At 57.1% G+C, this 20933-nt stretch carries 16 protein-coding genes and 1 tRNA gene; 15 read left to right on the forward strand and 2 right to left on the reverse strand.

All coding sequences use genetic code 11. From position 1 onward, the window contains the following. The 14 genes from ACLEIV_RS16490 to cysG all read left to right on the forward strand — a co-directional run. A partial coding sequence (locus ACLEIV_RS16490; protein WP_410457717.1) for an EF-Tu C-terminal domain-related protein occupies positions 1–503 on the forward strand: 503 nt, incomplete at its 5' end. Between the two features lie 52 nt (positions 504–555). Further along, a tRNA-Trp gene (locus ACLEIV_RS16495) sits at positions 556–632 on the forward strand. A 65-nt stretch (positions 633–697) separates the two neighbouring features. Then, the gene (gene secE / locus ACLEIV_RS16500) at positions 698–1069 is read left to right on the forward strand and encodes a preprotein translocase subunit SecE (protein ID WP_410457718.1); all 372 of its coding nucleotides are present in this window, start codon (positions 698–700) and stop codon (positions 1067–1069) included. Between the two features lie 9 nt (positions 1070–1078). Further along, positions 1079–1627 carry a transcription termination/antitermination protein NusG gene (gene nusG / locus ACLEIV_RS16505; protein WP_410457719.1) on the forward strand — a complete coding sequence of 183 codons (549 nt, stop codon included), beginning with the start codon at positions 1079–1081 and terminating at the stop codon, positions 1625–1627. 129 nt (positions 1628–1756) lie between these two features. Then, positions 1757–2185 (forward strand): 50S ribosomal protein L11, encoded by a 429-nt coding sequence (gene rplK / locus ACLEIV_RS16510; protein WP_410457720.1) that lies wholly within the window; start codon positions 1757–1759, stop codon positions 2183–2185. 4 nt (positions 2186–2189) lie between these two features. Then, a complete protein-coding gene (gene rplA / locus ACLEIV_RS16515; protein WP_410457721.1) occupies positions 2190–2885 on the forward strand; it encodes a 50S ribosomal protein L1 in 696 nt (231 codons plus the stop codon). Positions 2886–3126: 241 nt separating this feature from the next. Further along, positions 3127–3630 (forward strand): 50S ribosomal protein L10, encoded by a 504-nt coding sequence (gene rplJ, locus ACLEIV_RS16520; protein ID WP_410457722.1) that lies wholly within the window; start codon positions 3127–3129, stop codon positions 3628–3630. A gap of 54 nt (positions 3631–3684) precedes the next feature. Beyond that, positions 3685–4047 carry a 50S ribosomal protein L7/L12 gene (gene rplL, locus ACLEIV_RS16525; protein WP_188629282.1) on the forward strand — a complete coding sequence of 121 codons (363 nt, stop codon included), beginning with the start codon at positions 3685–3687 and terminating at the stop codon, positions 4045–4047. A 223-nt stretch (positions 4048–4270) separates the two neighbouring features. Next, entirely contained in the window at positions 4271–8299 is a 4029-nt protein-coding gene (rpoB, locus tag ACLEIV_RS16530; protein WP_410457723.1) for a DNA-directed RNA polymerase subunit beta, read from the forward strand. A gap of 86 nt (positions 8300–8385) precedes the next feature. Then, complete coding sequence (gene rpoC, locus ACLEIV_RS16535; protein WP_410457724.1) at positions 8386–12597, forward strand: DNA-directed RNA polymerase subunit beta'; 4212 nt, start codon at positions 8386–8388, stop codon at positions 12595–12597. Positions 12598–12837: 240 nt separating this feature from the next. Further along, positions 12838–14640: an assimilatory sulfite reductase (NADPH) flavoprotein subunit gene (locus ACLEIV_RS16540; RefSeq protein WP_410457725.1), complete on the forward strand. Its 1803-nt coding sequence runs from the start codon at positions 12838–12840 to the stop codon at positions 14638–14640. After that, positions 14640–16343, forward strand: coding sequence for an assimilatory sulfite reductase (NADPH) hemoprotein subunit (cysI, locus tag ACLEIV_RS16545; RefSeq protein ID WP_410457726.1), 1704 nt, complete (start codon positions 14640–14642; stop codon positions 16341–16343). Before ACLEIV_RS16540 ends, cysI begins: the two co-directional genes overlap by 1 nt. Further along, positions 16321–17100 carry a phosphoadenylyl-sulfate reductase gene (locus ACLEIV_RS16550; protein ID WP_477529397.1) on the forward strand — a complete coding sequence of 260 codons (780 nt, stop codon included), beginning with the start codon at positions 16321–16323 and terminating at the stop codon, positions 17098–17100. Before cysI ends, ACLEIV_RS16550 begins: the two co-directional genes overlap by 23 nt. Before the next feature lie 167 nt (positions 17101–17267). Further along, the gene (gene cysG, locus ACLEIV_RS16555; protein WP_410457727.1) at positions 17268–18665 is read left to right on the forward strand and encodes a siroheme synthase CysG; all 1398 of its coding nucleotides are present in this window, start codon (positions 17268–17270) and stop codon (positions 18663–18665) included. Positions 18666–18755: 90 nt separating this feature from the next. On the opposite strand, the gene ACLEIV_RS16560 is transcribed toward cysG, so the two are convergent. Next, positions 18756–19562 (reverse strand): TIGR03899 family protein, encoded by an 807-nt coding sequence (locus tag ACLEIV_RS16560; protein WP_410457728.1) that lies wholly within the window; start codon positions 19560–19562, stop codon positions 18756–18758. Positions 19563–19872: 310 nt separating this feature from the next. Next, on the reverse strand, positions 19873–20403 hold the full coding sequence (gene ppa, locus ACLEIV_RS16565) for an inorganic diphosphatase (RefSeq protein WP_410457729.1): 531 nt from the start codon (positions 20401–20403) through the stop codon (positions 19873–19875). Between the two features lie 193 nt (positions 20404–20596). On the opposite strand from ppa, the gene ACLEIV_RS16570 reads away from it, so the two are divergent. Further along, positions 20597–20933: Mur ligase domain-containing protein (locus ACLEIV_RS16570; RefSeq protein ID WP_410457730.1), on the forward strand; the 337-nt coding region annotated here is incomplete at its 3' end.

Consider the following 20933-nt stretch of genomic DNA (forward strand, 5'->3'; position numbering starts at 1 on the left):
TTACCGGTCGTGTTGAGCGCGGTATCGTTAAAGTGGGTGAAGAAGTGGAAATCGTGGGTATCAAAGATACCATCAAGACCACTTGTACCGGCGTTGAAATGTTCCGCAAGCTGCTGGATGAAGGTCGTGCCGGTGAGAACGTAGGTGTTCTGCTGCGTGGTACCAAGCGTGAAGACGTTGAGCGTGGTCAGGTGCTGGCCAAGCCGGGCTCCATCAACCCGCACACCGGCTTCGAGTCTGAAGTCTACGTACTGTCCAAGGACGAAGGTGGTCGTCACACGCCATTCTTCAAAGGCTATCGGCCCCAATTCTACTTCCGTACTACTGACGTGACCGGTACCATAGAGCTGCCGGAAGGCGTTGAAATGGTGATGCCCGGCGACAACATCCAGATGGTGGTTAATCTGATTGCTCCCATCGCGATGGAAGAGGGTTTGCGCTTCGCCATCCGTGAAGGTGGCCGTACCGTTGGTGCCGGCGTAGTAGCCAAAATCATCGAGTAATTGCGCTTACAATCGCATCGGAAAGCCCCTATAATAGGGGCTTTCTTGTATTAGGGGCGTAGTTCCAATTGGTAGAACGGCGGTCTCCAAAACCGACGGTTGGGGGTTCGAGTCCCTCCGCCCCTGCCACTTACCTCGCCACCAGCGGGGTTTTCGCGTCTGTGACAGACTTCAAGTTTTTAGACAGGTAGCTTATGAGTGCAAACACCGAGAGCCAGGGCGGGGCCAAAGACACCCTGTTATGGGGGCTGGTTTTCATTATTTTGATCGCGGCCGTGGTCGCCAATTATCTCTATAGTGATCTGGCGGTGGTTATTCGCGCTGCCGGCGTCGTAGTGGCTGCCGGCGTCGCCGGTTTGCTGGCCTATCAGACCCAGAAAGGCAAGAACAGCTTTGCCTTTGCCAAAGAATCCCGTCTGGAAATGCGTAAAGTTGTCTGGCCGAGTCGCCAGGAAGCTATCCAGACCACCCTGATTGTATTGGCCGTCACCGCTCTGGTTGGCCTTTTTCTGTTTTTGCTGGATGGCCTGCTGGTGTGGCTGGTCAATCTGGTCACCGGAGTATAAGGATTAACCATGTCAGAACCAGAACAAAGAATGCGTTGGTATGTGGTCCAGGCGTTTTCCGGGTATGAAGGTCGCGTCTCCAAGACGCTGCGTGAATATATCAAGATGCAGGACATGGAAGAACAGTTCGGCGAAGTGCTGGTTCCTACCGAAGAAGTGGTAGAAATGCGCGCCGGTCAGAAACGTAAAAGTGAACGCAAATTCTTCCCAGGCTATGTGCTGGTGCAGATGCAGATGAACGATGCCACCTGGCACCTGGTGCGCAGTATCCCCCGGGTCATGGGCTTTATCGGTGGTACGCCCGAGCGTCCGGCGCCGATTTCCGACAAGGAAGCCGACGCCATCCTTAATCGCCTGCAGGATGCGATCGACAAGCCGAAACCGAAGACCCTGTTCGAGCCAGGCGAAGTGGTTCGCGTTTCCGACGGTCCTTTCGCCGACTTCAACGGTGTGGTTGAATCGGTCGATTACGAGAAGAGCAGGGTCAAGGTATCGGTACTCATCTTCGGCCGTTCTACACCGGTGGAACTGGAGTTTGGTCAGGTAGAAAAATCCTGAGCGAAATTCAGCCATAAAACTTGCGAGGGGCGGCAAATAAAACTACAATTTGCCGCCCTTTTAACACTGGGGAGCCGATTCAGGAGCTTGACTCCGAGGCGCTAACACCCATTCACGAGGTATTAATAAATGGCTAAGAAAGTACAAGCCTACATCAAGCTGCAGGTTGCAGCCGGTGCAGCTAACCCGAGTCCGCCCGTTGGTCCTGCCCTGGGTCAGCACGGCGTTAACATCATGGAATTCTGTAAGGCGTTCAACGCCCGTACAGAAAGCCTGGAAAAAGGCTCGCCTACTCCGGTTATCATCACCGTGTACAGCGACCGCTCCTTCACCTTCGAAACCAAGACTCCGCCTGCAGCCTTCCTGCTGCTGAAAGCGGCTGGTCTCAAGTCCGGTTCCGGCAAGCCCAACACCAATAAGGTGGGTACCGTTACCCGCGCTCAGCTGGAAGAAATTGCCGGCGTGAAGCAGAAAGACATGACCGGCGCCGATGTGGATGCTCGTGTTCGTTGTATCGAAGGTACTGCCCGGTCCATGGGCCTGGTAGTGGAGGGCTAAGACGATGGCTAAACTGACTAAGCGTATGCGTACTATCCGTGAGCGTGTAAACGCCACCAAAGAGTACCAAATCAACGAAGCCGTTGCCCTGCTGCAAGAGCTGGCCACCGCCAAATTCGTAGAAAGCATCGATGTTGCCGTTAACCTGGGCATCGACGCGCGTAAATCCGACCAGAACGTACGTGGTGCTACCGTACTGCCTAACGGCACCGGTCGTGACGTTCGCGTTGCCGTGTTCGCCCAGGGCGCCAATGCCGAAGCCGCCAAGGCTGCCGGTGCCGAACTGGTTGGTATGGACGATCTGGCCGAGCTGGTCAAGAAAGGCGAAATGGACTTCGACGTCGTTATCGCCTCTCCCGATGCCATGCGCGTTGTTGGTCAGCTGGGTCAGATCCTGGGCCCGCGCGGCCTGATGCCTAACCCGAAAGTAGGTACCGTGACCCCGAACGTAGCCGAAGCCGTTAAAAACGCCAAGGCCGGTCAGGTACGCTACCGCAATGACAAGAACGGTATCATCCACACCACTATCGGTAAGGTTGATTTCGACGCTGAAAGCCTGAAAGGCAACCTGGAAGCCCTGCTGGGTGCGCTCAAGCGCGCCAAGCCTGCTTCCGCCAAAGGCGTGTTCATCAAGAAAGTTACCCTGTCCACCACCATGGGTGCCGGCGTGACTATCGAACAGGCTAGCCTGGACGCTTAATAAGCATTTACAAGGCGCAATGATTCCCGTAGAATTTTGCGCCTTGTGATTTGGTTGGGGGCTTCGACTCCCGTCCAAGACCGCTGGAGACTTTAACGTCTTAATTTTCCAGCGTAGATGGTGCCGGGACCCAGTTAGAAAGCATTCCTTTCTTCTGGAATCTGCCACCTTGGTGCCCCTTGTGAATAAGGGGCGTGTGTTTAATCTGGGTATATCCCAGGTGGATCCAGGAGTTTAGCCAATGGCATTAAGACTCGACGACAAAAAAGCAATTGTTGCTGAAGTCAACGAAGCTGCCAAGGGCGCCCTGTCTGCGGTAGTTGCCGATTCTCGCGGCGTTACCGTGGCTGCCATGACCACACTGCGCAAGCAAGCCCGTGAAAACGGAATCTACCTCAAGGTAGTCCGTAACACTCTGGCTCGCCTGGCCGTGCAAGAGACCAGCTATGAATGCCTGAACGAGGTATTTGTTGGTCCTACCCTGATTGCGTTTTCCAACGAACACCCGGGCGCTGCCGCTCGTCTGTTCAAGGATTTTGCCAAAGAGCAAAACGCCTTCGAGGTAAAAGGTCTGGCATATGAGGGCGAGTTCATCCCCGCAGCCGATATTGACCGTCTCGCAAAACTGCCGACTTACGACGAAGCAATTGCGAAGCTGATGGCGACTATGAAAGAAGCCTCCGCTGGCAAGCTGGTTCGTACCATCGCTGCCCTGCGCGACAAGAAAGAAGCCGAAGCCGCCTAAGCTGTTTCTGGCTGCTTGATTACCGAAAACTTCAGAACATTAGGAATTTGAGTCATGTCTATCACTAAAGACCAAATCATCGAAGCCGTTGCAGAAATGTCTGTAATGCAAGTTGTTGAACTGATCGAAGCTATGGAAGAGAAGTTCGGCGTTTCTGCCGCTGCTGCTGTTGCCGTTGCTGGCGAAGCTGCTGCTGTAGAAGAGCAGACTGAATTTGACGTTATGCTGACTGCAGCTGGCGCCAACAAGGTTTCTGTTATCAAAGCCGTACGTTCTGCTACCGGTCTGGGCCTGAAAGAAGCCAAGGGCCTGGTTGAAGCCGCTCCGTGTGCTGTTAAAGAAGCACTGAGCAAAGGCGAAGCCGAAGCACTGAAGAAAGAACTCGAAGAAGCCGGTGCTTCTGTTGAGCTCAAATAAGCTATTTTATAGCTTAGCGGCCTGAGAAATCAGGCTAGGGCTGGTGAATCTTTATTCACCGGCCCTTTTGCGCTGTGGGATGAGAGGAATTTTCACATCGTTTCTGCCTCTTGTTGTACCAGCCACCGGGTGTTGTCGAGACATTCGGTCTGACAAAAAACGATGTTTTAGAGCTGTCCCATTTGGACAGAGTGGGTCACTTATCAGCGAGCTGAGGAACCCTATGGTTTACTCTTACACAGAGAAAAAGCGCATTCGTAAGGACTTCGGTAAACGTGACCAGGTCTTGGACACGCCTTACCTGCTATCAATCCAGCTTGACTCCTTCAAACAGTTTATTGAAGCAGATCCGCAAGGCGAGTACGGACTGGAAGCGGCTTTCCGCAGCGTTTTCCCCATCACCAGCTATTCCGGCACTGCCGAATTGCAGTATGTCAGCTTCCGTCTGGGTGAGCCCGTGTTTGACGTGCAGGAATGTCAAATCCGTGGTGTAACCTATTCGGCACCGCTGCGTGTGAAGTTGCGGATGGTCCTGTATGACAGAGAGGCTGCGGCCGGTACTGTCAAGGACATCAAAGAGCAAGAAGTCTACATGGGCGAAATCCCGCTCATGACTGAAAACGGTACCTTCGTGATCAACGGTACCGAGCGGGTAATTGTCTCCCAGCTGCATCGCAGCCCGGGTGTGTTTTTCGATCATGATCGTGGCAAGACCCACTCTTCCGGTAAGGTCCTGTATAACGCGCGCGTGATCCCCTACCGTGGTTCCTGGCTCGATTTTGAGTTTGATGCGAAAGACAATCTGTTCGTTCGTATTGACCGTCGTCGCAAGCTGCCCGCGTCCATCATACTGCGTGCCCTGGAGTTCACCACCGAAGAGATCCTGGACCTTTTCTTCGAAACGACCCGTTTCGAGGTGACCGACGGCAAGTTGATGATGGAGCTCAAGCCAGAGCGCCTGCGTGGTGATACCGCTTCTTTCGACATCCAGGTGGATGGCGAAGTACTGGTTGAAACCGGACGCCGTATTACTGCCCGCCATATCCGTCAACTGGAAAAGGCCGGCATCGACAAGATTGAAGTACCGGTGGAATATGCCGTCGGTAAAGTTGCCGCCAAGGACTATATCAACGCCGATACCGGTGAAGTGATTATTCCTGCCAACAGCGAGCTGAGCCTGGAAAACCTGGCCAACCTGTCTGTGGCCGGCATCAAGCAGTTCGAGACCCTGTTCACCAACGAACTGGATCACGGCGCCTACATGTCCGAGACCCTGCGTATCGATTCCTCCAACAGCCGCCTCGAAGCGCTGGTGGAAATCTACCGCATGATGCGTCCCGGCGAGCCGCCGACCCGCGAAGCTGCCGATACCCTGTTCGAAAACCTGTTCTTCTCCGAAGACCGGTACGATCTCTCCACCGTAGGCCGGATGAAGTTCAACCGTCGCCTGCTCCGTGAAGAGTCTACCGGTGCCGGTACCCTGACCAAGTCCGACATCGTCGACGTGATGAAGCGTCTGATCGACATCCGTAACGGTAACGACGAAGTGGACGATATCGACCACCTGGGTAACCGTCGTATTCGCTCCGTGGGCGAAATGGCAGAGAACCAGTTCCGCGTCGGTCTGGTCCGCGTTGAGCGGGCGGTGAAAGAGCGGCTGTCGCTGGGCGATCTGGACACCCTGATGCCACAGGATTTGATTAACGCCAAGCCGATTTCGGCGGCCGTTAAGGAATTCTTCGGTTCCAGCCAGCTGTCCCAGTTCATGGATCAGAACAACCCGCTGTCGGAAGTTACCCACAAGCGTCGTATTTCGGCCCTGGGCCCGGGCGGTCTGACCCGTGAGCGCGCCGGCTTTGAAGTACGAGATGTACACCCGACCCACTACGGTCGTCTGTGTCCCATCGAAACGCCTGAAGGTCCGAACATCGGTCTGATCAACTCATTGGCCTGCTACTCGCGCACCAACGAATACGGTTTCCTCGAGACTCCGTATCGTAAGGTGATCGACAGCAAGATTACCGATGAAGTGGATTACCTGTCCGCCATCGAGGAAGGTCACTTCGTGATCGCCCAGGCCAACGCGGCCATCGATGAAGAAGGTCGTCTGCTGGACGAGCTGGTACCGTCTCGTCACAAGGGTGAAGCCACCTACATGAATGCGGATCAGGTCCAGTACATGGACGTGAGCCCGCAGCAGATCGTTTCTGTTGCAGCCTCCCTGATCCCCTTCCTCGAGCACGATGATGCCAACCGAGCCCTGATGGGTTCGAACATGCAACGTCAGGCCGTACCGACCCTGCGCGCCGACAAGCCGCTGGTAGGTACCGGTATCGAGCGCGCGGTGGCGGTAGACTCCGGTGTGACCGCGGTCGCCAAGCGTGGCGGTACCGTCGACTATGCCGACGCTTCCCGCATCGTGGTCAAGGTTAACGAAGAAGAGATGCTGCCGGGTGAAGCCGGTATCGACATCTATAACCTGACCAAGTACACCCGTTCCAACCAGAACACCTGTATCAACCAGCGTCCTTGTGTGATGCCGGGCGAGCGGGTACTGGCCGGTGACGTACTGGCCGATGGCCCGTCCACCGATCTGGGCGAACTGGCGCTGGGTCAGAACCTGCGCGTCGCCTTCATGCCCTGGAACGGCTACAACTTCGAAGATTCCATCTTGCTGAACGAGCGGCTGGTTGAAGAAGATCGCCTGACCACCATTCACATTCAGGAACTGACCTGTATCTCCCGTGACACCAAACTGGGTCCGGAAGAGATCACCGCCGACATCCCCAACGTGGGTGAAGCGGCGCTGAGCAAGCTGGATGAGTCGGGTATCGTGTACGTGGGTGCAGAAATGCAGCCCGGCGATATCCTGGTCGGCAAGGTGACGCCGAAAGGCGAAAGCCAGCTGACCCCCGAGGAGAAGCTGCTGCGAGCCATCTTCGGTGAGAAGGCATCCGACGTGAAGGACTCTTCACTGCGGGTTCCCAATTCCGTATTCGGCACCGTCATCGACGTGCAGGTCTTTACCCGCGATGGTGTGGAAAAAGACAAGCGTGCTCAGGACATCGAGCACATGCAGCTCAAGCAGGCCAAGAAAGATCTGACCGAAGAGTTCAGCATCCTCGAAGACGGCGTATACGCCCGTGCCCGCAACGTGCTGATCGCCTCCGGTGTCAGTGCGGCACAGGTCGAGAAAATAGCCCGTAACCAGTTGCTGGAACAGGCGATTGACGACGAAGCCAAGCAAATCGAGCTGGAACAGCTCGCCGAGCAGCACGCCGAGCTGAAAGCCGACTTCGACAAGAAGTTCGAGAACAAGCGTCGCAAAATCACCCAGGGCGATGATCTGGCCCCGGGCGTCCTGAAAATCGTCAAGGTTTACCTGGCGGTCAAGCGTCGTATTCAGCCGGGTGACAAGATGGCGGGTCGTCACGGTAACAAGGGTGTTATTTCCACCATAGTGCCGGTAGAAGACATGCCGCACGATGAATATGGCACCCCGGTCGATATCGTACTGAACCCGCTGGGCGTACCGTCGCGGATGAACATCGGTCAGATCCTCGAAACGCACATGGGCCTCGCGGCCAAGGGTGTTGGCGAGAAAATCGACCGCATGATCAAGGAACAGCAAGAGCTGGCCCGCCTGCGCGACTTCATCCAGGAAGTTTATAACCTGGGTGACAACGTGCAGCAGAAAGTGGATCTGTCCACCTTCAGCGACGAAGAAGTCCGGGTGCTGGCCAATAACCTGCGCAAGGGTGTGCCGATTGCCACGCCGGCGTTCGATGGTGCAAGCGAGCAAGAGATCAAGCGCCTGCTGAAGCTGGCCGATCTGCCGGAATCCGGTCAGATCACCCTGTTCGACGGTCGTACCGGTAACACCTTCGAGCGTCCGGTCACCGTGGGCTATATGTACATGCTGAAGTTGAACCACCTGGTGGACGACAAGATGCATGCCCGTTCTACTGGCTCCTACAGTCTGGTTACCCAGCAGCCGCTGGGTGGTAAAGCCCAGTTCGGTGGTCAGCGTTTCGGTGAGATGGAAGTGTGGGCACTGGAAGCATACGGTGCCGCCTATACTCTGCAGGAAATGCTGACCGTCAAGTCGGACGATGTTAACGGTCGTACCAAGATGTACAAGAACATCGTGGACGGCGATCACCGTATGGAGCCGGGCATGCCCGAGTCCTTCAACGTACTGTTGAAGGAAATTCGCTCCCTCGGTATCAACATCGAGCTGGACGAAAGTTAAGGCGACAGACTGCCTCGGAAATAACGGCGCCCCTTCTTCTTCGGGAGGGTGGGGCGCCCAGGTAGAACTCCTCACAGGAGACTAACGTGAAAGACTTGCTTAAGTTTTTGAAAGCGCAGAATAAGACCGAAGAGTTTGACGGTATCAAAATCGGTCTGGCTTCGCCGGACATGATCCGCTCTTGGTCCTATGGCGAAGTCAAGAAGCCAGAGACCATTAACTACCGTACCTTCAAGCCGGAGCGTGACGGCCTTTTCTGTGCCCGGATTTTTGGTCCGGTCAAGGACTATGAGTGTCTGTGCGGTAAGTACAAGCGCCTCAAGCACCGCGGTGTTATCTGCGAAAAATGTGGCGTTGAAGTTACCCAGACCAAGGTGCGCCGCGAGCGTATGGGTCACATCGAGCTGGCCAGCCCGGTTGCCCATATCTGGTTTTTGAAGTCCCTGCCCAGCCGTATCGGCCTGTTGCTGGACATGACCCTGCGCGACATCGAGCGGGTACTGTACTTCGAATCCTTCGTCGTTATCGAACCGGGTATGACCAACCTGGAGCGGAGCCAGATGCTGTCTGAAGAACAGTACCTGGATGCGCTGGAAGAATGGGGTGATGAATTCGACGCCAAGATGGGTGCCGAGGCCGTACTGGCTTTGCTGCGCGCCATCGATCTGGAAAGCGAAATCAACACCATGCGCGAAGAGCTGGGTCAGACCAACTCCGAAACCAAGCGCAAGAAGATCACCAAACGCTTCAAGCTGATGGAAGCCTTCTTTGGTTCGGGCAACAAGCCCGAGTGGATGGTCATGACGGTATTGCCGGTGCTGCCGCCGGATCTGCGTCCGCTGGTACCGCTGGACGGGGGCCGCTTTGCGACCTCGGATCTGAACGATCTGTACCGTCGGGTGATCAACCGTAACAACCGTCTGAAGCGCCTGCTGGATCTGGCTGCGCCCGATATTATAGTGCGCAACGAAAAGCGGATGCTGCAGGAATCTGTGGATGCGCTGCTGGACAACGGTCGTCGTGGCCGTGCCATCACCGGCTCCAACAAGCGCCCGCTGAAGTCCCTGGCCGACATGATCAAGGGTAAACAGGGTCGCTTCCGTCAGAACCTGCTGGGTAAGCGGGTCGACTATTCCGGTCGTTCCGTTATCACAGTAGGTCCGACCCTGCGTCTGCATCAGTGCGGTCTGCCCAAGAAGATGGCACTGGAGCTGTTCAAGCCCTTCATCTACGGCAAGCTGGAAGCCCGCGGCCTGGCCACCACCATCAAGGCGGCCAAGAAGATGGTCGAGCGCGAGGAAGCCGTGGTCTGGGATATCCTGGACGAGGTGATTCGCGAGCATCCGGTACTGTTGAACCGGGCACCGACGCTGCACCGTCTGGGTATCCAGGCGTTCGAGCCTGTGCTGATCGAAGGCAAGGCGATTCAGCTGCACCCCCTGGTGTGTGCGGCCTATAACGCCGACTTCGATGGTGACCAGATGGCGGTACACGTACCGCTGACCATAGAAGCCCAGCTTGAAGCCCGTGCCCTGATGATGTCTACCAACAACATCCTGTCACCGGCCAACGGCGAACCTATCATAGTTCCCTCACAGGACGTGGTACTGGGTCTGTATTACATGACCCGCGACAAGATCAACGCCAAGGGCGAGGGCATGTTGCTGACCAGTGCGAAAGAGGCCGAAAAGGTCTATCGTGCCGGCCACGCCGAACTGCACGCCCGGGTCAAGGTACGGATCACCGACTTCGAACGTATGGAAGACGGCAGCGAAGTGAAAACGACCGCTATCCGTGACACCACCGTCGGTCGTGCCATCCTGTCCCTGATCGTGCCCAAGGGTCTGCCGTTCGGCATGATCGATCAGGCCATGGGCAAGAAGCAGATCTCCAAGCTGCTGAACGGTTGTTACCGTCGTCTGGGTCTGAAAGATTCGGTTATCTTTGCCGATCAGCTGATGTATACCGGCTTCCATTACGCCACCCTGTCCGGCGTATCTGTCGGTATCAACGACATGGTGATCCCGGATGCCAAGAAGGACATCATTGCCGATGCCGAAGCGGAAGTAACCGAAATCCAGGAGCAGTTCCAGTCTGGTCTGGTTACCGCCGGTGAGCGTTACAACAAGGTTATCGATATCTGGGCCAGCGCCAACGAGCGCGTGTCCAAGGCGATGATGGAAAACCTGTCGAAAGACGTGGTTACCAACCGTGACGGCAAGGAAGAGCTGCAGGACTCGTTCAACAGCATCTTCATGATGGCCGACTCCGGTGCTCGTGGTAGTGCCGCCCAGATCCGTCAGCTGGCGGGTATGCGTGGTCTGATGGCCAAGCCGGATGGCTCCATCATCGAAACGCCGATTATCGCGAACTTCCGTGAAGGTCTGAACGTACTGCAGTACTTCATCTCGACTCACGGTGCTCGTAAGGGTCTGGCGGATACCGCACTGAAGACGGCTAACTCCGGTTACCTGACTCGTCGTCTGGTGGACGTGGCTCAGGATCTGGTGATTACTACCGATGACTGTGGCACCTTCAGTGGCCTGTGGATCACCTCCCTGATTGAAGGCGGTGACGTGGTTGAGCCCCTGCGTGAGCGGGTGCTGGGTCGCGTGGTGGCGGAAGACGTGATCAAGCCGGGTACCGAAGACGAAATCATGGTTGCCCGTAACACCCTGCTCGACGAGAAGTGGTGTGACGAGCTGGAAGAAAACTCCGTCGACCGGGTCAAGGTACGCTCCGTTATCACCTGTGATAACGACCATGGCGTCTGTGCCCACTGTTACGGTCGTGACCTGGCTCGTGGCCACCTGGTCAACCAGGGCGAAGCGGTCGGTGTTATCGCTGCCCAGTCCATCGGTGAACCCGGTACCCAGCTGACCATGCGGACCTTCCACATCGGTGGTGCGGCCTCGCGGGCAGCGGCAGAAAACAGTATTCAGGTGAAAAACGCCGGTACCGTCAAGCTGCAGAACGCCAAGTTCGTGACCAATGCCGACGGCAAGACCGTTATCGTGTCGCGTTCTTCCGAACTGAACATCATCGACGAGATGGGTCAGACCCGGGAAAACCACAAGCTGCCTTACGGTGCGCTGCTGGATAAAGCCGACGGTGAGACCGTGCAGGTTGGCCAGATAGTCGCGACCTGGGATCCGCACACACACCCGATCGTTACCGAGGTAGCGGGCCAGATCAAGTTCATCGACATGATCGACGGCGTGACCATCAGCCGTCAGACCGACGAACTGACCGGTCTGTCCAGCATAGTGGTGATGGATGTCAACGAGCGTCCGAGCTCCGGTAAAGAGCTGCGTCCGACCGTGAAACTGGTCGACGATGCCGGCAAGGATGTATTCATCCCCGGTACCGATCTGTCCGCACTGTACTTCCTGCCTGGCCGTGCCATCGTCAGCCTGGAAGATGGCGCCGTGGTGAACGTGGGTGACGCGGTTGCGCGTATCCCGCAGGAATCCAGTGGTACCAAGGACATCACCGGTGGTCTGCCACGGGTTGCCGACTTGTTCGAAGCCCGCCAGCCGAAAGAGCCGGCCATTCTGGCCGAAGTATCCGGCACCATTTCCTTCGGTAAAGAGACCAAAGGCAAGCGCCGTTTGGTCATTACCCCGCTGGAAGGTGGCGATGCCTACGAAGAGATGATTCCGAAATGGCGTCACCTCAACGTGTTCGAAGGTGAAAAGGTCGAAAAAGGCGAAGTGCTGGCCGACGGTCCCGAATCTCCGCACGATATCCTGCGTCTGCGTGGTATCAGCCCGGTGGCGAACTATATCGTCAACGAGGTGCAGGAGGTTTACCGTCTGCAGGGCGTTAAGATCAACGACAAGCACATCGAGACTATCGTTCGTCAGATGCTGCGTCGTGCCGAGATCCTGAATGCCGGTGACTCCGACTTCATCACCAATGAACAGGCCGAAGTGGTCCGTATCCGTCAGGCCAACCGTGCGCTGGAAGCCGAGGGCAAGCAGCCTGTCGTCTTCCGTCACGTGTTGATGGGTATCACCAAGGCTTCTCTGAGCACCGAATCCTTCATCTCGGCGGCGTCCTTCCAGGAAACCACCCGAGTGCTGACTGAAGCAGCCGTCTCCGGCAAGGTAGATGATCTGCGCGGTCTGAAGGAAAACGTGATTGTGGGCCGTCTGGTACCTGCCGGTACCGGTTTCGCCTACCATCAGGGCCGCCACGCCAACCGTAATCCGGAACAGCCGGTGACAGTATCGGCAGACGAAGCCGAACAGAACCTGGCCAACCTGCTGAACGCGGCCGGTGGCAACGAAGAATAAAGTTATCTCGACTCGCTGATAAGACAAGGGCTCCCGCAAGGGGGCCTTTTTTTATTCCGTGAGCGGTAAGGCGTAAAATAAGCCCGAGTCAGGCCCGCAATTCTCCGCATACCTTACTCTTTACCCTCGGAGGTCCTCTTCATATTCTTTATAAGTATAAAAAATCATCTTTTATTCTTTATTGTTTCTCCTTGCCTTGGCTTAAGCTGTATCCAATCTGGAAAAGTGGAAGTGAATGTCATGCTTTTAAAGGAACTCGCGGCGTCTGCCAGCCCGCTCAACGAACAGCAAGTCCATAAGCTTACTCAGGTGGCAGCCGAGCTGAGCGCGACTCAGCTGGCCTGGGTCAGTGGTTATTTTTACGGCATTAGCCAGCAGGCGGGTGGTATTCCTGCACCGGCACCTGCGGTGGCCGCGCAGCCTGCGGGTAAGCTGACCATTATCTATGCCTCTCAGACCGGTAATGCCAAGGGTGTGGCCGAAGCACTCAAGGCCCAGGCCAGTGCCAACGGCGTGGCGGTCGATCTGTTCAACGCGGCCGACTACAAGATAAAGCAGCTCAAGAAAGAGACTCATGTTCTGATCGTCGCCAGTACCAACGGCGAGGGTGAGGCGCCCGATGATGCCATCGAGTTCCACAAGCAGCTGAAAGCCGGCAAGGCCGGCAAGCTGGATGGCCTGAACTATGGTGTGTTGGGACTGGGTGATTCTTCCTACGAGTTCTTCTGCCAGACCGGCAAGGACTTCGACGAATACCTGAGCAAGGCCGGTGCCACGCCCTTGCTGGGCAGGCTCGATTGCGACGTGGACTACGATGCGGCCGCCGAGAGCTGGAGCCAGTCTGTGGTTGCGCTGGTAAAGGATGCGCTGCAGCTGGAGGCCGCCAATGACGTGGCCCCGACTGTCCCCCTGACCCAGGGCGCGGCCAGTCTTTACAACAAGAAGCATCCCTTTGCCGCCGAGCTGGTGACCAATCAGAAGATCACCGGCCGGGATTCCGACAAGGATATCCGTCATTTCGAGATTTCTCTCGAAGGCTCCGATCTGAACTATCAGCCCGGCGATGCCCTGGGTATCTGGTTCAGCAACGACGAAAATCTGGTCGATGCCCTGTTGGCGCTGGTTGAACTGGCACCCGACAGCCCGGTCAAGATAGATAATGAGTCGCTCAGCATCCGCGAGGCGCTGATCAACCACTACGAGCTGACCCAGGGCTACGCCGGCTTCGTACAGGCCTATGCCGAACTGTCCGGTGCCGACAGGCTGCAGCAGTTGCTGGCCGACAAGGCGGCTCTGCGTGAATATTGTGCCAACCACCAGATCCTGGACATAGTCCGGGAGCAGCCAGCCAGCCTCACCGCCGAGCAGCTGCAGGGCGCCCTGCGCCGCCTGACGCCGCGCCTCTACTCCATCGCTTCGTCCCAGGCGGAAGTGGAAGAAGAAGTACACCTGACCGTGGGCGTGGTGCGTTTCGAACAGGACGGCGAAGCCCGTGCCGGCGGCGCCTCTTCCTTCCTGTCGGATCGGCTGGAAGAAGGCGGCCAGGTACGGGTCTTTGTCGAACACAACGACAACTTCCGCCTGCCGGCCAGCGACGAAACGCCGGTGATCATGGTGGGGCCGGGCACCGGCATAGCACCGTTCCGGGCCTTCATGCAGGAGCGGGACGCCCGGGATGCGGCCGGCCAGAACTGGTTGTTCTTCGGCAATCCGCACTTTACCCAGGACTTTCTCTACCAGACCGAATGGCAGCGTTACGTTAAATCCGGCCTGCTCAGCAAGATTTCGCTTGCCTTCAGCCGGGATCAGCAGGAAAAGGTCTACGTGCAGCACAAGCTGCGCGAACAGGGTGCCGAGGTGTATGCCTGGCTGGAGCAGGGCGCCCACTTCTATGTGTGTGGTGATGCCAACAGGATGGCCAAAGACGTACACGAGGCCCTGATCGAGCTGGTGGCCGAGCACGGCAACAAGAGCCGTGAACAGGCCGAAGAATATGTAGATGCGCTGCGCAGCGCCAAGCGTTACCAGAGGGATGTTTACTGATGAGCGAACAAAAACTGTCCGACAACGAACGGCTCAAGGGCGAGAGCAACTTCCTGCGCGGCACCATAGAGCAGGATCTGCAGGATGAATTGACCGGCGGCTTCAACGGCGACAACTTCCAGCTGATCCGCTTTCATGGCATGTATCAGCAAGACGATCGCGATATTCGCAACGAGCGTACCGCCCAGAAGCTGGAGCCGCTGCACAACGTCATGCTGCGTGCCCGCCTGCCCGGCGGCATCATCACCCCCGAACAATGGCTGGTGATCGACAAGTTTGCCGAAGAGAGCAGCATTTACGGCAGCATCCGCCTGACTACCCGCCAGACTTTCCAGTTTCACGGCGTGCTCAAGCGTGACATCAAGCACATGCACCAGGTGCTGAACAGCACCGGTATCGACTCCATCGCCACCGCCGGTGACGTCAACCGTAACGTACTCTGTACCAGCAATCCGGTCGAGTCCGAGTTGCATCAGGAAGCCTACGAGTGGGCCAAGAAGATTTCCGAGCACCTGTTGCCCAGAACCCGTGCCTACACCGAAATCTGGCTGGACGGCGAGCGACTGGATACGCCGGATGAAGAGCCCATCCTCGGCTCCAACTACCTGCCGCGCAAGTTCAAGACCACGGTAGTGATACCGCCGCAGAATGACGTGGACGTGCACGCCAATGACCTGAACTTCATCGCCATCGCCGACAACGGCAAGCTGGTGGGCTTCAACGTATTGGTGGGCGGTGGCCTGGCCATGACCCACGGCGACAACGCCACCTACCCGCGCAAGGCCACCGATTTCGGCTTTATTCCGTTGTCGCACACCCTGGAGGTGGCGGCGGCCGTGGTGACTACCCAGCGCGACATGGGTAACCGCAGCAACCGCAAGAACGCCAAGACCAAGTACACCCTGGAACGGGTCGGGGTCGAGGTATTCAAGGCCGAGGTCGAGAAACGGGCCGGTATTGCCTTTGCCGAAACGCGGCCCTACGAGTTTACCGAGCGCGGCGATCGCTTCGGCTGGGTAGCAGGCATCGATGGTAAACACCATCTGACCCTGTTTATCGAAAACGGTCGTCTGCTGGATTATCCGGGCAAGTCGCTGAAGAGCGGTATGGCCGAGATTGCCAGGGTGCACAAGGGCGACTTCCGCCTCACCGCCAACCAGAACCTGATCATCGCCGGCGTCGCCGCCGAAGACAAGGCTCAAATCGAGCGGCTGGCACGGACGCATGGCCTGCTGGAAGAGGGGGTCTCGGAGCAGCGCAAGAATTCCATGGCCTGTGTGGCCCTGCCGACCTGTCCGCTGGCGATGGCCGAAGCGGAGCGTATGCTGCCCGCCTATGTCACCGACATCGAAGGCTTGCTGGCCAAACATGGTATGACCCATGAAAACATCATCTTCCGGGTCACCGGCTGCCCCAATGGCTGTGGCCGGGCCATGCTGGCCGAGATTGGTCTGGTGGGCAAGGCGCCGGGGCGTTACAACCTGCACCTGGGTGGTAATCGGGAAGGCACCCGCATTCCGCGTATGTACAAGGAAAACATCACCGACGTCCAGATCCTGGCAGAGATGGACGCTCTTATCGGTCGCTGGGCGTCCGAGCGGGAAGCGGGTGAAGGCTTCGGTGACTTCGTGATCCGGGCCGGGATCATAGCGCCGGTGATAGATTCAGCGAGGGATTTTTATGCCAGCAACTATGATATCTAGTCTGCTGCCGAGCCTGGATGAGCTGAACAGCCTGTCCCGGGCGGAACAGCAGGAATCTCTGGCGCCCCTGAACCGGCAACTGGCGGCCATGACGGCCGCCGAGCGGGTACGCTGGGCACTGGAGAGTCTGGAAGGAAAGCCGGTGCTCTCCTCCAGTTTCGGTATTCAGGCGGCGGTCATGCTGCATCTGGTGACGCAAGAGAAGGCCGATATACCGGTGATCCTCACCGATACCGGCTATCTGTTTCCGGAAACCTATCGTTTCATCGACGAGCTGACTGAGCGGTTGGGCCTCAACCTCAAGGTCTATCAGGCCGCCAGCTCGGCGGCCTGGCAGGAAGCCCGTTACGGCAAGCTGTGGGAGCAGGGAGTCGAGGGCATAGGCCGCTACAATCAGCTCAACAAGGTGGAGCCGATGAAGCGTGCCCTGCGCGACCTGCAGGCCAGCACCTGGTTTTCCGGCCTGCGTCGTAGTCAGTCCGATACCCGCGACAAGCTGCAGGTGCTGGGGTTGCAGAACGGTCTGTTCAAGTTTCTGCCGATTATCGACTGGAGCAACAAGGACGTTCACTACTACCTCAAGGAATTCGATCTGCCCTATCACCCGCTGTGGGAGCAGGGCTATGTCTCGGTCGGCGATGTACACACCACCACCAAGTGGGAGCCGGGCATGAGCGAAGCCGATACCCGCTTCAATGGCTTGAAACGGGAATGCGGCCTGCATGAAACCCCCGAATCAGACGGCAGCGGCATCTGAGCAAACAGCACGGGTCGGCTTCGGTCGGCCGTGCTTCTTTATCCTTCCTTCTCGATTTCCTGCAGTTTTTAATTCGTATTTGGAATAAAAAATCATTTTATATTCTTTTGCGCGCTAGCCATTTCTGTTTATAGTCGGTCTATCTCAATGAATCAACGGAGCCGGCCATGGAACATCTGCCCCTGTTTATCAAAATCAAGCAACGCCCTTGTCTGGTGGTGGGTGGTGGTGTCGTGGCGGCCCGCAAGGTCCGGGTACTGCTGGCGCGAGGGGCCCGGGTTACCGTGGTCGCACCCGAGCTTTCCCCCGAGCTGCAGCGGCTGCAGGCGCAGTTTGTCTGGCAGCATGACGAGTTTGCCGAAAGTTACCTCGATGACCAGTTTCTGGTGGTGGCGGCGACCGACAACACCGAGGTCAATGCCCGTGTTTATCAGCTCGCCAATCTGCGCGGCCTGCTGGTCAACAAGGCCGATGACAGCAAGCGCTCGGCGGTGATCTTTCCTTCCATTGTCGAGCGCCTCCCGATTCAGGTGGCCTTCAGCACCGGCGGCGACGCCCCCTGGCTGGCGCGTCTGTTGCGTGCCCGGCTGGATGCCTTGCTGCCGAAACACTGGGGGCAGCTCAGCCAGGTGGCGGGAAAATTGCGGCAAAAGGTCAAGCGGACTATGGGCAGCAGCGATGCACGGCGCCGGTTCTGGGCCCGGACTCAGGACGATACCACCCTGAATGCCTTTCTGAAGCAGGGCAATCTTGCCGCCGCCGAGCTCTGGTTGCAGCAGGAAATGCAGGCGCCTCAGTCCGGAGAGGTCATTCTGGTGGGGGCCGGCCCGGGTGATCCGGATTTGCTGACCATCAAGGCGCTCAACGAACTGCAGAAAGCCGAGGTGGTGCTGTTCGATCAACTGGTATCGGAAGAAATACTGGCGCTGATCCGTTCCGAGGCCGAGTTGATTTCGGTGGGCAAGAAAGCCGGTCATTACAGCGTACCCCAAGATCAAATCAATCAGTTGCTGGTGGAGCAGGCGCAGGCTGGCAAGCGAGTAGTGCGGCTGAAAGGGGGCGATCCCTTCATGTTCGGTCGCGGTGCCGAAGAGCTGCAGACCCTGAAAGCCGCCGGCATTCGTTATCAGGTCGTGCCGGGCATCACCGCAGCCGCCGGTGCCACCGCTTATGCGGGCATCCCTCTGACCCACAGAGATCATGCCCAGAGCGCGGTATTTATCACGGGCCATAGCAAAAAGGACGGCAAGGAACCGGACTGGCCCTCGCTGGCCCGGGGTCGTCAGACCCTGGTGATCTACATGGGGCTGATGCGCTCGGCCCATATTCAGCAGCGACTGGTTGAGAACGGCCTGGATGAAGCCACACCGGTGGCATTGATTGAACGCGGTACCACGGCACATCAGCGCGTGGTACGCGGTGAGCTCAGGGAGTTGGGCGCGCTGGCGGAGCTGGTTGTCAGTCCCTCCCTGATGGTCATCGGTGAAGTGGCGGCACTGGCCGATTCGCTGGCCTGGTTCAATCCCCGACCCGAAACCGAGATCGAGCAAGAACAGTACGCCTGAAGAGCTCCTTTGGGAGTCACGCATAAGGTGCGGCGACAGCGCCGCACCGGATTACCTTGACTGCCTTATGCCCCACATTTCACTCGCCAGTCATTTCTGACTCAGTTGTCCCAGCGGCGACAGCAAATCCAGCAGCTCTAGCCGGTAATCAGCCGGAGTGGTTTCCGCCATCAGTCCGGCCAGTTCGTTACCTATGGTGGTGAAGCGGTAATACAGCAGGCGAATGCCTTTCTTTTTCGGTTGCAGCGTCATTTTCTGCGGATTAAGTTCCAGCCGTAGGGGGGTCGTTACCGATAACTCGCCAGACTCCAGTTCCGCCTGATGCAAGAGTCCCAGTTCAAACAGCTGTAGCAAGCCGGCATAGGGCAGGCGATAGCGCCCCAGGTTCAGCTTCTGCTGGCGCTGGCCCTGCAACAGGGTGCGGTATTGGTAACCGAACAGCAGACGAAGATTATCGTCACCGAAATGGCAGCTGAGGCCGCCGGCCTTCTGTAGCAGCAGCGCATCTTTCTGAGTCATCTGTCGCAGGCGGCTCAAGGCCTGAATGGAGCAATGGCCTGGACGGTTGATCTCCTGCGCCAGTATGTTGGCCCAAAACTGCTGCATGGCGGGGTGACGGATATTCTCGGCCAGCTCCAGATAATGGCTCAGCCAGTCGGGATCCGGTTCGCTGCCGACGCCGTCGGAATCTTCCCGGCTTGCCAGGCTGACGATGGTCTCCAGATTTTTCTGCCGGGCGGCCTGATCCAGCTGGTGACGGATCTCGAAACGGTCGCCAAAACTCAGCGGTGAGTCACCGTGCAGCAAACCCGCCAGTCCTCGTTGCTCGGCCAGGTCGAGCAGTAGCTTCTGGTGGTTTTTGATTTTATGGTTCTGCGTGACCGCTCTAGACTTCATACACTGCCATTGTTAACCAGGTTTACCTTATGTTAAAATTATGTTTTTAATTTTACGAGGAGCGCCGGATGTACATGCAACAAATCCAGAAAGGTAAACCCGGTATGGCCAGGCTGCTCCTTTTGGTGGCCTATCTCGGAAGCCTGGGGATACTGGCGACCATCATCGCCATCATAGAATAAGCCTGAATAAAAAATAAGGTCCGGACAGGCCTTATTTAGCCTATCCCGTCTTCTGGTCTCTGCGCTCGCCTCGAACATAAAAAAGAGCACCGAAGTGCTCTTTTTTGCGTTTTGTCACCAGCAGGCAATCAAGCCTTGTTGTAACGCTCGGCAGAGCTGATGATCTCGGCAACGGCAGAGGCCTTGTCTTCCCAGCCTTCCACTTTCACCCACTTGTTGGCTTCCAGCTCCTTGTAGCGTTCGAAGAAGTGCTTGATCTGGGCCTTGAGCAGCTCGGGCAGGTCGTTGACGTCCTGAATGTGGTCGTATTCCTTGGTCAGCTTGCTGTGCGGAACCGCGACTATCTTGGCATCTTCGCCAGACTCGTCGGTCATCTTCAGTACGCCAACCGGACGGCAGCGGATCACGGAGCCGGGCACCAGCGGGTGCGGCGTAGGTACCAGTACGTCAACCGGGTCACCGTCGAGAGACAGGGTCTGGTTTACGTAGCCGTAGTTGCAGGGATAGAACATGGGAGTAGACATGAAACGGTCGACAAAAATCGCGCCGGTGTCTTTATCTACTTCATATTTGATGGGATCGGCATTCTGCGGGATCTCGATCACTACATAGATATCTTCGGGCAGGCTCTTTCCGGCCGGTACCTGGTTCAGGCTCATGACGTTTCCTTTAGTGTTGTCTGTGACGGGTTGATAACCGAGTTTATCACCCTTGCCGGGGGACATCTGTTATACAAATGGTTAACGGTTACCGGGCGCACATTATAACCGTTGTCGCACAGATCACCATACAAGTGCCCAAAGCGACGGTGGATTGTTAGAATGCGCTCAATACAGCAGCCAAGGGCACTTTATGCACATTCATATTCTCGGTATTTGCGGCACCTTCATGGGCGGACTGGCGGTACTGGCCAAACAGCTGGGCTATAGAGTCACCGGCAGCGACGCCAATGTCTATCCGCCGATGAGCACCCAGCTTGAAGAGCAGGGTATAGAGCTGATTGAAGGCTACGATCCTGCCCAGCTGGATCCGGCGCCGGATCTGGTGGTGGTGGGCAATGCCATGAGTCGGGGCAACCCCTGCGTGGAGGCGGTGCTGGATCGTCGTATTCCCTATACCTCGGGCCCCCAGTGGCTGCTGGAACATGTGTTGCAGGATCGCTGGGTACTGGCGGTGGCCGGCACGCACG

The sequence above is a fragment of the Oceanisphaera submarina genome (assembly GCF_046521305.1).
GTDB lineage: Bacteria > Pseudomonadota > Gammaproteobacteria > Enterobacterales > Aeromonadaceae > Oceanimonas > Oceanimonas submarina.